Source organism: Candidatus Dependentiae bacterium, from assembly GCA_026389065.1.
In the GTDB taxonomy this organism is placed as follows: Bacteria; Babelota; Babeliae; order Babelales; family Chromulinivoraceae; genus JACPFN01.
In genome coordinates this window covers 15,983-31,642 of sequence record JAPLIP010000034.1, presented here as the reverse complement: position 1 = coordinate 31,642, position 15,660 = coordinate 15,983, and the positions used below count along the sequence as shown (strand labels likewise).

General features: G+C 36.4%; 13 protein-coding genes. 6 read left to right on the top strand and 7 right to left on the bottom strand.

Annotated elements, in window-relative coordinates; all coding sequences use genetic code 11:
- Window positions 1-2: 2 nt before the first annotated feature.
- The gene (locus NTU89_01955; protein ID MCX5923310.1) at window positions 3-2,540 is read right to left on the bottom strand and encodes a ribonucleoside-diphosphate reductase subunit alpha; all 2,538 of its coding nucleotides are present in this window, start codon (window positions 2,538-2,540) and stop codon (window positions 3-5) included.
- 412 nt (window positions 2,541-2,952) lie between these two features.
- Between NTU89_01955 and NTU89_01950 the strand changes: the two genes are divergently transcribed.
- Both NTU89_01950 and NTU89_01945 read left to right on the top strand, forming a co-directional pair.
- Window positions 2,953-3,444 carry a thioredoxin family protein gene (locus NTU89_01950; protein ID MCX5923309.1) on the top strand — a complete coding sequence of 164 codons (492 nt, stop codon included), beginning with the start codon at window positions 2,953-2,955 and terminating at the stop codon, window positions 3,442-3,444.
- A gap of 170 nt (window positions 3,445-3,614) precedes the next feature.
- Window positions 3,615-4,460, top strand: a complete 846-nt coding sequence (locus NTU89_01945) for a hypothetical protein (GenBank protein ID MCX5923308.1) — start codon at window positions 3,615-3,617, stop codon at window positions 4,458-4,460.
- Between the two features lie 90 nt (window positions 4,461-4,550).
- On the opposite strand, the gene NTU89_01940 is transcribed toward NTU89_01945, so the two are convergent.
- The gene (locus tag NTU89_01940; protein ID MCX5923307.1) at window positions 4,551-6,521 is read right to left on the bottom strand and encodes a sodium-translocating pyrophosphatase; all 1,971 of its coding nucleotides are present in this window, start codon (window positions 6,519-6,521) and stop codon (window positions 4,551-4,553) included.
- 27 nt (window positions 6,522-6,548) lie between these two features.
- Window positions 6,549-7,004, bottom strand: coding sequence for an SsrA-binding protein SmpB (smpB, locus tag NTU89_01935; protein ID MCX5923306.1), 456 nt, complete (start codon window positions 7,002-7,004; stop codon window positions 6,549-6,551).
- A gap of 146 nt (window positions 7,005-7,150) precedes the next feature.
- Between smpB and NTU89_01930 the strand changes: the two genes are divergently transcribed.
- The 4 genes from NTU89_01930 to NTU89_01915 all read left to right on the top strand — a co-directional run bounded on the left by NTU89_01930 (window position 7,151) and on the right by NTU89_01915 (window position 9,735).
- Window positions 7,151-7,813 (top strand): hypothetical protein, encoded by a 663-nt coding sequence (locus tag NTU89_01930; protein MCX5923305.1) that lies wholly within the window; start codon window positions 7,151-7,153, stop codon window positions 7,811-7,813.
- 1 nt (window position 7,814) lies between these two features.
- Entirely contained in the window at window positions 7,815-8,837 is a 1,023-nt protein-coding gene (tsaD, locus tag NTU89_01925) for a tRNA (adenosine(37)-N6)-threonylcarbamoyltransferase complex transferase subunit TsaD (protein MCX5923304.1), read from the top strand.
- A 165-nt stretch (window positions 8,838-9,002) separates the two neighbouring features.
- Window positions 9,003-9,368 (top strand): hypothetical protein, encoded by a 366-nt coding sequence (locus NTU89_01920; GenBank protein ID MCX5923303.1) that lies wholly within the window; start codon window positions 9,003-9,005, stop codon window positions 9,366-9,368.
- A 10-nt stretch (window positions 9,369-9,378) separates the two neighbouring features.
- Window positions 9,379-9,735, top strand: a complete 357-nt coding sequence (locus tag NTU89_01915) for a hypothetical protein (protein ID MCX5923302.1) — start codon at window positions 9,379-9,381, stop codon at window positions 9,733-9,735.
- A 102-nt stretch (window positions 9,736-9,837) separates the two neighbouring features.
- On the opposite strand, the gene rho is transcribed toward NTU89_01915, so the two are convergent.
- The 4 genes from rho to polA all read right to left on the bottom strand — a co-directional run bounded on the left by rho (window position 9,838) and on the right by polA (window position 15,637).
- Window positions 9,838-11,289, bottom strand: a complete 1,452-nt coding sequence (rho, locus tag NTU89_01910) for a transcription termination factor Rho (protein ID MCX5923301.1) — start codon at window positions 11,287-11,289, stop codon at window positions 9,838-9,840.
- A 91-nt stretch (window positions 11,290-11,380) separates the two neighbouring features.
- Window positions 11,381-12,250 carry a protein translocase subunit SecF gene (gene secF / locus NTU89_01905; protein ID MCX5923300.1) on the bottom strand — a complete coding sequence of 290 codons (870 nt, stop codon included), beginning with the start codon at window positions 12,248-12,250 and terminating at the stop codon, window positions 11,381-11,383.
- 57 nt (window positions 12,251-12,307) lie between these two features.
- On the bottom strand, window positions 12,308-12,583 hold the full coding sequence (gene rpmA / locus NTU89_01900; GenBank protein ID MCX5923299.1) for a 50S ribosomal protein L27: 276 nt from the start codon (window positions 12,581-12,583) through the stop codon (window positions 12,308-12,310).
- A 252-nt stretch (window positions 12,584-12,835) separates the two neighbouring features.
- Window positions 12,836-15,637 (bottom strand): DNA polymerase I, encoded by a 2,802-nt coding sequence (polA, locus tag NTU89_01895; protein MCX5923298.1) that lies wholly within the window; start codon window positions 15,635-15,637, stop codon window positions 12,836-12,838.
- Window positions 15,638-15,660 lie beyond the last annotated feature (23 nt).

The window sequence follows — 15,660 nt, the reverse complement described above, 5'->3', positions numbered from 1 at the left end:
TTTTACTGGCAAGACTCGCAATCAGGATTTTCCAAGCTACAGGCTTTTCCATCAACTTCTAAATCTAAACCACCAGATATCAAATCTGCAGTTTTTTCTTGCAGCACAATGACTTTTTCTTCCACAGAAACAGGTTTGTCATTATTTCTTTTTTGAGTGAAACCATACTTTTCAGCATCAAGCGTTGATTTTTCTACCTGACTAGCACCAAGAGATCGCAGATAATACATAGTTTTTAAACCACACTGCCAAGCATACATGTAAATATCATTGAGTAATTTTCCCGATGTTCCATGCGCAAATACATTGTGCGACTGACTCTGATCAATCCATTTACCACGAGAGGCACTCATTTTTATCATCCACATTGGATCAATTTCAAACGAAGTTTTATATTTTTCTTTTAAATGATCAGGAATTGTTGCGATCTGCTGAACACTTCCATCATAAAACTTCAATTGATCTCTCATGTCTTCATTCCATAGTCCTAATTTTTTCAAATCATCAACCAAGAAGCTATTTGCAATGGTGAAATCACCGCTTGAATTTGCTTTAGCGTATAAATTTTTATAAATCGGCTCAATACATGGAAAACATCCAGAAATGTTTGATATCGTTGCCGTTGGAGCAATCGCCATAGTATTTGAATTTCTCATGCCATGTTTTTTAACTTGATCTCTAACAATAGACCAATCTTTTTTTACTTTTCCAAACCTTGGAATAGCAATACCTCGATCTTTTTCAAGCAAATCGATAGTATCCATTGGCAAAATACCACGATCCCACTTAGAGCCTTTGTAGGAACTATATGCTCCTCGTTCTTTTGCAAGCATGGATGATGCCATAATTGCATAGTATGAAATTGATTCTGTAAACTGATCAGAAAGTTCAAGTCCTTTTTCTGATTGAAACGCAGCGTCAAGCTTATAAAGCGCATCTTGGAGGCCCATCATCCCAATTCCCACAGGACGATGCCTAAAGTTTGAAACCTGGCCCTCTTTAATTGGATAGAACGTAATATCAATCACGTTATCGAGCATACGCATTGCAACCGTAACTGTTTTTTCTAACAAGGATTCATTTATCGAACCATTTTGAACAAACTGAGATAAGTTAACTGAGCCAATGTTACAAACAGCAGTTTCTTCTCGACTAGTATTGAGCGTAATTTCTGTACAAAGATTTGAAGAATGAATTACACCAACATGATCTTGCGGAGAACGAATGTTGCAAGAATCTTTGAATGTTGGCCACGGATGACCAGTTTCAAATAAGCGAGTTAAGTGCTTACGCCATAAAGACTTTGCAGAGATTACTTTAAAAAGTCTGATTTCTCCATCTCTAGCTTTTTGCTCATATTCTTCATACTTTGCGTCGAATTGCTTACCGTAGATCTCATGAAGCTCAGGAGTTTCATCAGGAGAAAACAATGTCCAATCTTGATCATTTAAAACACGCTTCATGAAAAGATCTGGAATCCATGCCGCAGTATTCATATCATGAGTACGCCGTCTGTCATCGCCAGTATTTCTTCTCAGGTCTAAAAACTCTTCAAAGTCGTAATGCCAAGTTTCCATGTATGCAACCACAGCTCCACGACGACTACCGCTACGATTAATTGCTGCAGTAGTATCATTTGCAACTTTCATAAAAGGAATTGTTCCTTGGCTTGAAACGTCAATAGATTTAATCATTGCTCCTGTTGCACGAAGGGCGGTCCAATCATTTGCAACCCCGCCAGACCATTTAGACATCTGAGCATTATCGCCAATGCTTTTAAAAATATGATTTAAATCATCTCCAATGTAGCTCAGAAAGCATGAACTCAATTGAGCGCGCTTTAAACCAGCATGCAAAAGAGTTGGCGTTGATGGTACAAATAAAAATTGAGAAATGACGTCATAAAATTCAACAGCTTTCTGATTCTTATCTGTTTCAAGTAACGCAAGCCCCATTGCCACACGCATCCAGAAAGATTGAGGCATCTCAAAATGCTTACCTTCATGCCTCTTAAAATAACGAGAATGCAATGTTTTTAAACCAAGATATTGCAAAAGATTGTCCCGAGAAGGATCAATCGACTGCGCCAAATAATCTAAGTCAAAATCAACCATCCTCTTATCAAATTTGTCAGTCGAAACCCCAAGCTGAATGCCTGAAATAAATGATTTTTTATAGTCAGCAGCTTGTATATTTTCTGGCCAAAAACCAATTATCTCGTTATGAAGATTACGAAGTAACAACCTGGCAGAAATAAAGCTATAGGAATTATCAAGCTCAATAAATTGAACCGTTGAAAGAATTAAAACATTTTCTAATTCAGATATCGTCATCCCATCAAAAAGATTTTTTTTAACCTGATAAAGAATTTTTTCAATTGAAATATCGGCCTCAAATCCTTTTATTGAGGATGTAAGCATCTGACGTATATCCAACAAAGAATAGCTCTGTGAAACACCATCTTTATTCTTTATCAAAAACTGAAAATCTTTCAGGGACTCCAGGCTGCCTTCAAAAGAATGCAATATCTGATTATTCACACCAAACTCCGGTTAAAATTACATATAGAATCAATACTATTCAATACACATCAATACAAATCAATAAATGCTAGATCGCTTCATCTTCCTTTTTATCGATAGATTGTGAAAAATCTTACTAAGAACCCCTACAGGAAAGAGGTTTTTAATAAGATTGTTCAAATAGCGTAACATACCGGACCGGATAATCAAGCAAAAAATTAAGATATTTATTCAAAAAAAACTTTCTTTTTTTATAAATTATGACTCTCTTGACATTTTCTATATGAAAACCTCCCAGAGCTTTTTTTAGCTACTTTAAATGCCTAAAACAAAGCTAAATTAAAATAAAAACTTAAACCATTTGTTGACTATTAAGTCGTCGCTTTGCTAGCATCATGATAAGCATATTGAAAAAATGGAGGTTTTTACAATGCAATCAAAAAACAAATTTATTTTCTTATTGTCCATAACTTTTATCGTAATTCCAACTTTTGTAGCTAGCCATGCAACAAATCCACCAACTGACACCTTTCATGAAATTAAAAATATAATTGAAGGAGTTGTTAGCGAAATAACAACAGAAGACGATTTGCACGCAGCCCTAACAAGCAGCAAGCCGACAGTCATTCTTGGCTACATGGACCCCTGCCCTCACTGCTCATCGATAAAGCCGCACATGAAAGCTCTTGCTAAAAAATATCCTAAGATAAGCTTCGCAACAGCTAACGGACCAAGACTAGTTATGCATAAAAAGGTCTCCGCGCTGAGCAATAGTTCTATAAAAATTCCTGGCTACCCAACAACTATTTTTATCAACAATGGCCAGATAGTCGATCATGTAATTGGCGGAAACAAACAAAAGCTTGATCAAAAAACATTAGAACTAGCTGCTGCATCAAAAGAATCAAGGAAAAAAAGCTAAGAATAAAACGAATTTTTCAAAAAAAAATTTGAACACAGAAGCCCCCAATCAGCTAAGGGCCACTTGGTTAACAAATGGCCCTTAATTATTTCAAAAAACTCTTGCTATTAAAGGGCTTTTTATGAAAAACTGAAAGTAGATTAAAAACCGTTCTTAAAAAGGAGCAAAAAATGAATATCTCTAAAAAGCTAATGCTATGTGTTATAGCTGGGCTATCACTCTCACAAATCACACAGTCAAGTAACAAGCTGTCAGAAATTTCAATGAATCCAACACCACCGATGTCTTATTACAAACAAGCCTCATTTTTTCAACCCAATGCGCAAGACGAACCAGTAAGCACAAGTAAAATAGACGAGCAATCTATAGACCGATACAACATGGTTACAACAAGTCCAGTAAAAAGCCTTAAAACCATAAGAAAAACATTTACTTTATCAGCTGCTGGAAACGGAGAAATAGTAAGCGTAATCGTTATCCCAGTTAACGAGTCTCATGATGAAGAGAATTCGTACCAAGGCAAAGAATCCATAAAAAAATTAAAAACTGCTCATGAAAAAGTAGAAAAAAAACCAACAATTTCTTTTAACATTCCGTCTCAATTTTCTGAAGAAATTGACGGAAAAAGGGTATTTTTACCAACAGAAGAAATTTGCATTCAACTTGAAAAAGCAGGCTCAGAAGACACTGATGCTAATGAATTACTTCATTTTCATGTAGACTTCGAAAGCCTAGAAAACAATGAGACATTCTACATAACAAGCACAAGCGAAGAAGAATATCCAATGCTGATAACGCAAAATGGGCAACCAAACGTAAATGCATTAGCGCCAGAAGCGCTTTACGAAGCACATGCAACAATTAATGAGTTATCTTCTAGCTTTTCTGAAAATGAAGATTTAGGGTCAGATACTGTATCTCAAGGATCAGATATGATATCATCGGTTGAAGCATCACCGCTCGCTCACCTGAAAGATAAAGAAAACTCTTTTGATTCAGTTGCAATGCCTAGCTAAATTTAAACAAAAACATACAACTAAAAAGCCCCGGAGGTAATTAATACCTCCGGGGCTTTTTTTAAATTCTAAAATCTTAAACGAATATTTTTACGACACTAATAAAAGTGCAACAATCGACATAAGTTTTACTAAAATATTAAGAGCTGGACCAGATGTATCTTTAAATGGATCTCCAACCATATCGCCGATAACTGCAGCTTTATGAGTATCAGATCCTTTGCCGCCCAAATTACCTTTTTCGATATATTTTTTAGCATTGTCCCAAGCGCCGCCACCATTTGCCATCATCAAGGCAAGAAGAATACCGACAACCGTTGAGCCAACTAACATGCCGCCAAGACCGTGCACGCCAAGGCTATAAAAAACGATAACTGGAGTTGCGATAGCTAGCAAGCCAGGAAGCAACATTTCGTGTAACGCAGCCTTTGTTGCAATTGAGATACATTGTTCATAGTCAGGTTCAGCAGTTCCTTCCATAAGTCCAGGAATAGTTTTAAACTGACGACGAACCTCAAAAACCATTTTTAATGCAGCTTGGCTAACTGATCTCATAGTCATAGATGAAACCAAGAATGGAATTACTCCACCGATAAAAACACCAACTAGAACGATTGGCTCTAAAACATTTAAAGAAACAATGCCAGCTTCTTTTGCAAAAGCACTAAACAATGCAACAGCTGTCATAAGAGCTGAACCAATTGCAAATCCTTTACCGATTGCAGCTGTAGTATTTCCAAGCGCATCTAAGCCATCAGTAATATCTCTGACTGGTTTTCCAAATCCTGACATTTCAGCAATTCCGCCTGCATTGTCTGCAATCGGACCATACGCATCAACTGTCATAGAAATTCCAACCGTAGCTAGCATTGCCACTGCAGCAAGAGCGATTCCATAAAGGCCACCACCATGCGTAAATGAAGTTAAAATGCTTGCGCAAATTAAAAATGTTGGAAGCGCTGTCGATTCCATGCCAACAGACAAACCATAAATAATATTAGTTGCTGCACCAGACTGTGCACTTTCAGCTATTTTTCTAACAGGAGACATGCCAGTGTAATATTCTGTGATAAACCCAATAAGTAAGCCAGACATGCAACCAACAAAGCAAGCAAGAAAATAACACATTTCAACGCCAGCTGTAGACATGTATCCGTAAGCACCAATCAAGAATAAAACGATTGCAACGAATGGAGCGTTACGAAGAAGAGCTGATGGAGATTGTTTTACAAACAAACCAAACAATAGCCCACCCACAGAAGCAAAAAGACCAATTGCGCAAAGAACCAAAGGAAGCGTCATGTACAAAGCGCCCATGTTCATACTTGTTGCAAGAAGGAAACATGAAACCATGCCGCCGATGTATGACTCATAAATATCTGCTCCCATTCCAGCGGTATCGCCCACGCAATCACCAACGTTATCTGCAATAACAGCTGGGTTTCTAGGATCATCTTCCGGAATGCCAGCTTCAACTTTTCCAACTAAATCAGCACCAACGTCAGCAGATTTTGTATAAATTCCACCACCAACTCTAGCAAAAAAAGCTACCAAGCTCGTACCTGCTGCAAAAGCAGTAATAATTTGACTTAAATTTGCATTATCTAAAAAGAAATAAAATAAAACAGTTAATCCAAAAAGCCCGCAACTTGCAACGGCAAAGCCCATAACTCCACCACCAAAGAAAGCAACAAGCAAAGCTTCTCGCTCTCCGCTATCTTTTGCTGCGCATGCAGTTCTAACGTTTGCATCAGTTGCAGCACGCATTCCTATAAACCCTGCTACGAGCGAAAGAAAAACGCTGCCCATAAAAACGATAGGAATAATTGGATCTTTGGTGCAAGCAAAAAGAATGATGCCCATGGCCGAAGCAACAGCCACAATTAATTTGTACTCTTCTAAAAGAAACGTCATTGCTCCGCGACGAATGTATGAAGCAATTTTTGCAGCCCGCTCATCAGTAACCTTTTGAGCTCTGATTTTTGTTTGCAACGCAAACATTACCAAGCAACCGACCCCTGCAGCCGCAGAGAAAAAATAATACATTGTATTGATCAACATAGACATAACACCTTATTTAATTAGATTTTATCGAAGATTTTTCAATTCACGTTGAGTTTCGCGATTAATGTCTCGCTCTTTTAATAATTCTTTTTTACCTTCAGCCTTACGATGTTTTCCAACACCAAGCTCAATTTTTACCAGACCTTTTCCATTAAAATATATTTTTAATGGGACAACCGTGACGCCCTTTTGCGAAATCTCACCGATTAATTTATTCAATTCTTTGCGGTGTAACAAAAGTTTTCTACTGCGCGTTACGCTGTCGTCATCTTTTTTTGAATATGCATGTGAATACATAGAGATATTGCAGTTCAATAAAAAAAGCTCGTTTCCTTTAACGGTTGCAAATGATCCATTTAAGGACCCTCGTTTCGCTCTAAGTGATTTGACCTCATCACCAGTGAGCACAACCCCTGCTTCAATTTTTCGAGTTATTTCATAATCGAATAAAGCTTTTTTATTTTGAACTATTATTTTCATAGATTTTAATATTTAAAACGCTTAAATCTTAATATTTTGTACAATTTTATAAGTTAGTATATCATAACATTACAAATAAGAAATAGCCCAAAAAGAGGATGATGGCTGATAACCTTCTAAATCAATCTTATAAACCACGGGGTTTTATGAAAAAATCATATTTATCAATAATTGCAATTTTTCTAACTATTTTTCAACAAACTCAAGCATTTTTGCAAGACTCGACAAAGCTTTTTTCAGGATCTATCGAATTTCCAATTCAAATGGATTATGACCTTTGCATATTTTACAAAGGAGAAAAGTTAAAAACAGAACAAAGCATTAACAATGACTCAATTCAGTTTTCTTTTGTAGACAAAAACGAAACCCAAACTATTTTTCTAATAATTACGCACTCAATGACTTGCATCACCGAAGAAAGCAATACCATTGAGCACCTAAAGCTCACTAAAGACAACTCTTACATCTGCTACAAACTTCAAGCACAACGAGAAATGCAAGATGATGATCATCAAATTCTTACCTGGAAAATTGAAGAGCACGCATTAACTCAGCGAGTTATTCCACAAAACAGCCTTATATTTTTATTTGATCCATCTCTTATTGCTGGACTTAAAATCCAATCCTGGAAACCTGAATGTGTTTTTAGAATTGTTCCAACAATAATTGCTGTGCCTACAGCAACCCAAAAAGAACTGGATAGAGCAATTACCATTGCAAGACTTGCAGCTCTAGATATTGATGCAATTCATGCAAAAACCACAAAAAATATACCTACCCAAGCTGTTCTTGTTACGGCGTTGCAATAAAATGAAAAATTTAACTATTTTGGGCATTGAAAGCTCTTGTGACGAAACAGCGGCAAGCATTTATACGACAAAAGACGGACTTTTATCAAACGAACTATTTTCTCAAATCCCATTTCATGCTGCAACTGGTGGGGTCATTCCAGAAATAGCTTCTCGAGAACATATGGAAAAAATAATAGTTGTTACGCAGCAAGCGCTTGCAAAGGCTAATAAAGCACTTGAAGACATAGATGCGATTGCTGTTACCAGCAAACCAGGACTACCTGGCGCACTCATGGTTGGCGTTGCATTTTCAAAAGCTATATCATTTTCACTTAATAAAAAATTAATTGGCGTTGATCACCTAGAGGGCCATGTTTTTTCTGCCTGCATTGAAAACAATGTTTCATTTCCATTCTTAGCTCTTACTGCGTCTGGTGGCCACTCGTCTTTGTACCTTGTGCATGACTTTGGAAACTATGAAATACTTGGAACAACTCTTGACGATGCTGCTGGTGAAGCCTTTGATAAAATAGCAAAACTTATGAATTTACCATATCCTGGTGGACCAGTAATTGAAAAGCTTGCTGAGCAAGTTAACTTTCAAGATTTTTTTTCATACCCTCGCGGCAACATGAAAAACTTAAACTTTAGCTTTTCTGGATTAAAAACAGCTGTTTTGTATAGCCTGATTGAGCAAAAAGCATACGACCAAACAACTAAAGAATTTTTAAAATCTAACGACATAGAGTTCCAACAAAAAGTTGCGAGCTCTCTTTTGGTCTGCATCGGTGATATTTTTGAAGAAAAAATAACAAGGGCCTTAAAATCATATCCAACAATTCAATCTGTATGTTTTGTTGGCGGAGTTGCTTGTAATAAATATTTACGACAACGATTATTAAACGTTTGCAAAATAGAAACCAAACAACTTTTCTACCCATCTGTCAAGCTTTGTACTGACAACGCTGGCATGATTGCATTTGTTGGACACTACAAAGCACAACAGAACAAATTTGATGACTTGTCGCTACAGGTTTTTTAGAAAAAGCTATCCTTAAAGAATTACGAATTTCTACAAAAAAACAATACCAAGCAACTCACTTTGTCGACTCAGAGCATATTTTAACAAAAAACTATGCTTTTTATTAAAAAGAAAATAAAATAACTACGAACAATTACTGTTTGTAATATTTTAGAAAGGAAAATGTTGAAAAAATCAACTTTTATAGCGCTGTTCTTTTGCAACTCAATTTTATTTGCCCCACCTGCAAGACTGGAATCATTAACCGAACTAAGTCTTAGAAAAAACAGCCCTCCTATTTTAAGTAAAAACTCTTCTACCGCAAGCCTAGAAAAATTACCTGATCAACAAAGCCCAAACAAAACACCAAGTAAAGATAGTGATCAAATTGTTAACAATTCTTCTCAGGTAATGAAATTCATAGATGCTGCTAAAAAGCAAGATGACGATCTACAATGCAAAGCAACAACTTATGCATCAGGCGGAGCTTTAATTCTTATTGGCGTTGCGTTTTTACTTAATGCATACAACCAGAAAAAAATTCAACAATAAAAGGATTCTTATGAAACAAGCTATAATCAATATAGCCCTCTCCCTTGCTCTTATTTTTACCTTCAATAATTCAAGCGCAGCCCCACTAAAATTCAACGGCAAAGCACTAAAAAAATATAAATTCAAACTAGCCATCCAGATCAAGCAGGATTTTCAAAAAAAAATACACACAGCGCCCAAGATCAATGATTTAACCATAAACGACAAGCCTATCGACCAAAGACCTATTGGATTTTCTATTGAAGAGCGAGACGATTGCAGCGATATGGGATTAGACGCTGGATATAGAATTGAAAAAATATACACAACCAGCGTACTTGTCGCTTCTGCCACAGCCGCGCTTGTATTAATTTGCTCTAAAACATAAATCAACCTTAGCCGCAAAGTGCAAAATATCTCAACAAAAAACGCTCCGTTTTACAGGAGCGTTTTTTATTAAATAAATCTAAAATACATTTAAAATCTAGCCTTAGTGGTGATCACCATTTACAGAACTATGACTTGAGCCATTGTTAGCTCCACCAGTGTTTCCGCTGCTTCCACCGCCACTGACAGCATTGCTGCCACCAGTTTTTTTCACGCTTTCAAAAAACTCTTCATTCGTTTTGTACTGCTTCATTTTGTTGATAACAAATTCAGTTCCTTCAACCACATTCATGGTTGATAAAAATCTATGAAGAATCCATGCTTGATTTAATTCATCTTCAGAAAGAAGTAAATCATCGCGACGAGTGCTTGAAGAAAGAATGTCAAAAGCCGGAAAGGTTCTACGATTTGAAAGCTTGCGAGTAAGATGAAGCTCCATGTTTCCAGTACCTTTAAACTCTTCATAAATGACTTCATCCATACGCGAACCAGTTTCAACCATAGCTGTTGCTATAATTGTCAAAGATCCAGACTCTTCTGTTTTTCTAGCAGCACCAAAGAAACGCTTTGGTCTTTGAAGAGCATGCGCATCAATACCACCAGTTAAAACTTTTCCAGAAGTTGGAGCTGTTGTGTTATAAGCACGGGCTAAACGAGTAATCGAATCAAGCAAGATTACAACATCTTCCCCATACTCAACCAAGCGCTTTGCTTTTTCTAGTACGATTTCTGCAACCTGAACGTGTCTTTCTGCAGATTCATCAAAAGTAGAACTTATAATTTCAACATTATTGCCCTTGATTGTTCGCTTCATATCAGAAACCTCTTCAGGTCTTTCATCAATTAAAAGAACAATCATATGAATATCTTTATATTTTTGAAGCAAACTTAAAGCAATTTCTTTAAGAAGCATCGTTTTACCAACCTTTGGAGGCGCAACGATAAGACCACGCTGTCCTTTGCCAATCGGAGTAAAAATGTTCATAATTCGAGTTGAGATAAAATTTGGATTTGTCTCAAGATCAAATCTCTGATCTGGATGCAAAGGAGTCAATCTATCAAAATTTAATCTTGAAGTTGTATCTTCTGTTGGTCGATCATTAATTTTATCAATTGTTTGTAAGGCAAAATATTTTTCACCCTCTTTTGGCTTTCTGATGCTACCGTGAATTTCATCACCAGTTCGTAAATTATACCGTCTAATTAAAGAAGGAGAAACATACACATCATCTGGACCAGAAATATAATCATATTCAGAGAATCGCAAAAAACCAAACCCATCAGGAAGTCTTTCTAGTACACCTAGAACAAAAATCTCAACCTCTGGTTTTACTTGTTGCTCTAAAATTGTTTTTATTAATGTATCTTTAGAAAGAAAACTTGATCCAATAATCCCCAAACGTTTAGCAACGTAACCCAATTCAACACTTTGCATGTCAAAAAGCTCTGCTTCCGTTAAAGGACGAACTGTTTGTTTTTTTAAGGGGGCTGCTGGCTTTTGAGGCTTAGCCTCAGCACCAGGTCGCGGTCCTTTATTATCATTCGATCTTTGCAAATGATTCTCCATATAGATTTAATTATCTGTTTTTGAATTTTATTAAACTGAAATATTTACAGGACTCAAGCAACAGCTTTTATCTGATGGTCTATTTTTGATCTCTCATAAAAAGCATCATAATTGGACTTGCAATGTAAATTGAAGAGAATGTTCCAAAAAGGATTCCCAACAAAATAGCTAATGCAAAATCTCTAATAGACTCTCCACCAAACAAGAACAATGACATAACAACAAGCGCTGTTGCAAAACTTGTTAAAATTGTTCTACGAAGACGCTCATTAAGGCTAATATTTACGATATCGTAAAGTGACTTACCTTTTAAAGTTTTCATATTTTGTCTAATGCGAGAAAACACAATAATTGTGTCATTAATTGAATAAGCCAGCACTGCCATAATTGCGCCAATAAAATCAATTGAAATTTCTTTACCAAGCAACATAAAACAAGCTAAAACAATTATTGCATCATGGGCTAAAGCGATAACCGCTCCGATAGCAAATGCAAACTGAAATCGTATCGAAAGATATGCAACTAAACTTAAAAGAGCTATTGTTATTGCCTTAAGCCAAACCATCCATAGCTTGTCGCTAATTGTACGACTAATGCTATTGATTTGAACCAACTTGCCAGGATTGTCTTGCGATGCTGAGTCGATAGATGCCATAATCTTATCGCTTAAACCATCTAACTTTTCAGGCATTTCTTGCACACGCACAATAATTTCTGGTGTTCCAATCACGCCATAAACAGTTCCCTGCCATTTATCATGAATAACTGCTTTGATAGGCTCAAGATCTACAGCTTTTTCAAACTGAACTCTCATTTCTGTACCACCAGCAAAATCAACACTATATTTAAAACCACCTTGAACAAAGTAATTTGCAACACCAGCACCAATAATTACCATGGTAAACAAAACACTTGGAATGCTATATTTCAAAAAATTGTACTTGTACATAATACTCTCTCTCTTTCTTCTCGCAGATGAAAATGATACTTCACAACAACTTAATTTTTAAGCAGCTTTTGCTGTTTTTCGCTCAGCAACGATGGATACGAATAATCTATCTTTGTATCCACGATGGAATTCAACAAATCCTGCACCTAATGCATACAAGGTATCATCTTTTCCACGACCTACAAATTTACCAGGATGATATTTAGTTCCGCGCTGTCTGATGATAATTTCACCACCGGTAACTACTTCTCCTGCATAAAGTTTAACGCCAAGTCTTTGACCTTTACTATCCCGGCCGTTACAGGTTGAACCGCCGGATTTACTGGTTGCCATACGTATTCCTTAGAATTTATTGTTTTTTGTTAAGATTTCATTTAAAACTAATGACCAAAATTATAGACTGAAATGCAGACTGCTAAAGCATTTCTAATAGTTACAGTGTGCACAGGTTCATTTAAAATGTCAACCTCAAGATATTGCCCTTTGGCTCTGCTTGCATCAATCAACAAAAAGCCTTTTTCAATAACACTTTTCAAGCTGCCTTTCGACCATCTATGGCTCAATGTCAAGAGTCAGCAAGCGCGATTACTTCGTAACTTCTCTCCAGTTTTTACCCACCCTAATTGCAGCTTGCAATGGAATATCCCAAGCTACCGCAGAAATCAATGTTTTCTCTAATAATTTTGACACTTCCTCAACCTCTTGGTCTGGGCAGGTAACGAGCAATTCATCATGTATTTGAAGCAAGACCTTTGCTTGCAAGCCTCTGTCTTTAATGGCTTTATCAAAAGAAATCATACCAAGCTTTGTCACCTCTGCCGCAGTTCCCTGAGCCGGAGTATTTATAGCAATGCGCCTAGCAAGATCAAATAGTCCTTTGTTTTTTTCATAAATGCCAGGCAGGTAACGTCTTCGACCGTACAAAGTTTGTGTATATCCATGTTTTTTCACAAACTCCACAACGCCCTCCATCCAAGCACAAACTCCTGGATACTGCTCAAAATAAAGATCTATATATTTTTTTGCATCAGCATAAGGAATTAACATATCTTTTGATAGACCATAAGCGGTTAAGCCATACAAAATCGAAAAGTTTAAGCGCTTGCCAATCGATCGTTGTTCGTCTGTAACTTGAGGCAAGTCAACATCAAACATCTTTGCTGCTGTCTGAGCATGAATGTCTTGCCCTGATAAAAACGCATGAACCAGATTTTTATCCTTTGAAAGTTGAGCAAGAACCCGAAGCTCTATTTGAGAATAATCTGCCGAAATAAAACTCCATCCACTTTTTGCTTGAAAAGCAGATCGAACATCAACATCATATTCTTTTCCATACTCAAGCCGATCTTTTGGAATATTTTGTAAATTCGGGTTTGAGCTTGAAAGTCTACCAGTTGCAGCAATGGTTTGATTCCAAGATGTGTGAATTCTCTGGGTTTTTGGATTAATGTATGTTGGCAAAGCATCAATGTATGTACTTTTTAATTTATACAGCTCTCTGTAAGCAAGCATCATTTTTGGAACTTCATGCTCCAATTGCAAAGCTTTTAAAACTTCTGCATCTGTTGAAAACGTAGCCCCCTTCCCGCTCTTTTTTTGAGGCGTTAGCTTTAACTGATCAAATAAGAGCTCTCTTATCTGCTTTGGCGAGTTTAAATTAATCTCTTTTCCGGCTACCAAGAATATTTCTTGCTCAATTTTTTTTAAATCTTTATCAACCTGAACACTTAAATGCTTGAGCAAATCAACGCTGCAAAAAATACCTTCTTGTTGCATCGCCACTAAAATATCATTTATTGGAAACTCTATATTATAAAATAAATCATCTAAGAGTTGCTCTTTAAGCTCTTTTTTGAAAACTGAAACCAATTTTAATGTTTGATGCGCATCAGACGCTGCATACTGTGTTGCCACAGATACTGGAATATAAGAAAAATCTTGAGCCTTGTGCTGCTTAATCATGTCTTTATAGTTCAACATAGTCTCATTAAAAAACTGCTCAGAAAGATCTTTCAACCCATTTTTTTCCCATTCTTTTGTTGCCAAACTTGCTGCAATCATAGTATCAAAAGACACACCAACTACTTCAAGCCCAGCTTGATTAAGCACAAGTTGATCAAATTTTGCATTGTGCATATATTTTTCAATGTTTTTATTTTTTAAAATTGGACCAAGATGATCCACTACTATTTTTTTTGAAAGCTGCTGTTCATTTTTTAAAGGTGATGCTTCTTGCACAATAGAAAGCTGAGACTCTTGTTTATGGCCAAGGGGAATATAAAAAGCCTGACCAACTTTATAAGCAATGGAAATACCTACAAGCTCTGCTTGCATAGGATCCAGCCTTGTCGTTTCAGTATCAATTGCAAATGATTTTGCTTCAGATAAATTTTTACACAAATCAACAAGCTGTTTTTCTTGATTGATTAAAACAAAGTCATATTTTTCATGTAAGGGTCTACTCTCTGATGCTACGTCTAATGAGATTTGATTGCCCACAGCATCAATTTCGGCTATCCCATACTTTAATTCAATATCTTTGACCAAGCTTTTAAATTCTAATTTTTGGAACAACTGTGCAGCTTTAGCCCAAGATGCTGGATTTAAAACAGTATCTTCAACGGTTAAATCAATGTCAAAAAGGCGAAGTAAAAATAATCTTTCACTTAAATATGCCTTATCTTTATGCTCGATTAAAAGATCTTTGATCCGCTGCTTGGGTATTTTATCAATATTTTCATACATATCATTAAGGCTTGAAAACTGCGTTACTAAATCAGTTGCACCCTTTTCACCAATACCTTTTACTCCGGGAATATTATCAGAAGCATCGCCAAGAATTGAAAAGTAAAACGGCAACTTAAAAACTTCAAATCCATATCTATCCTGACAAGCAGCTACATCCATAACAGCATCTTTAAATGGATCAAAAATTATAATATTTTCAGACAAGGCCTGGCGCATATCTTTATCAGAAGAAACAAGCACTGCTTGATACCCAGATTTTTCTACTTTCTTTGCAAAGCTAAACATCAGATCGTCAGCCTCTTTTCCAACCTGACTAAGCTGCAAAATCCCTACCAAATCCGCAAACTCTTGAATCAATGCTTTTTGTTCAAAAATGTCACTTGGTGGTGCTTGCCTGGTTCCCTTGTACTCAGAAAAAATTTCGTGTCGATGAGTTTTCCCTTTGCTATCCCAAACGATAATGACATGATCTACCCGCAAAAGATCAATAATTTTTTTTATCATTCTGCAAAAACCATAGACAGCTTGAACAGCCAAACCCTTACTCGTATAAAGCGGTTTAACTGCATAATAAGCTCGGTATAAAAACGAAGAGCCATCAATAATAAAAACTGATTTTTTTGAAATTTTATCTGACATTTTTATAAAGCCTTATCTGTGAA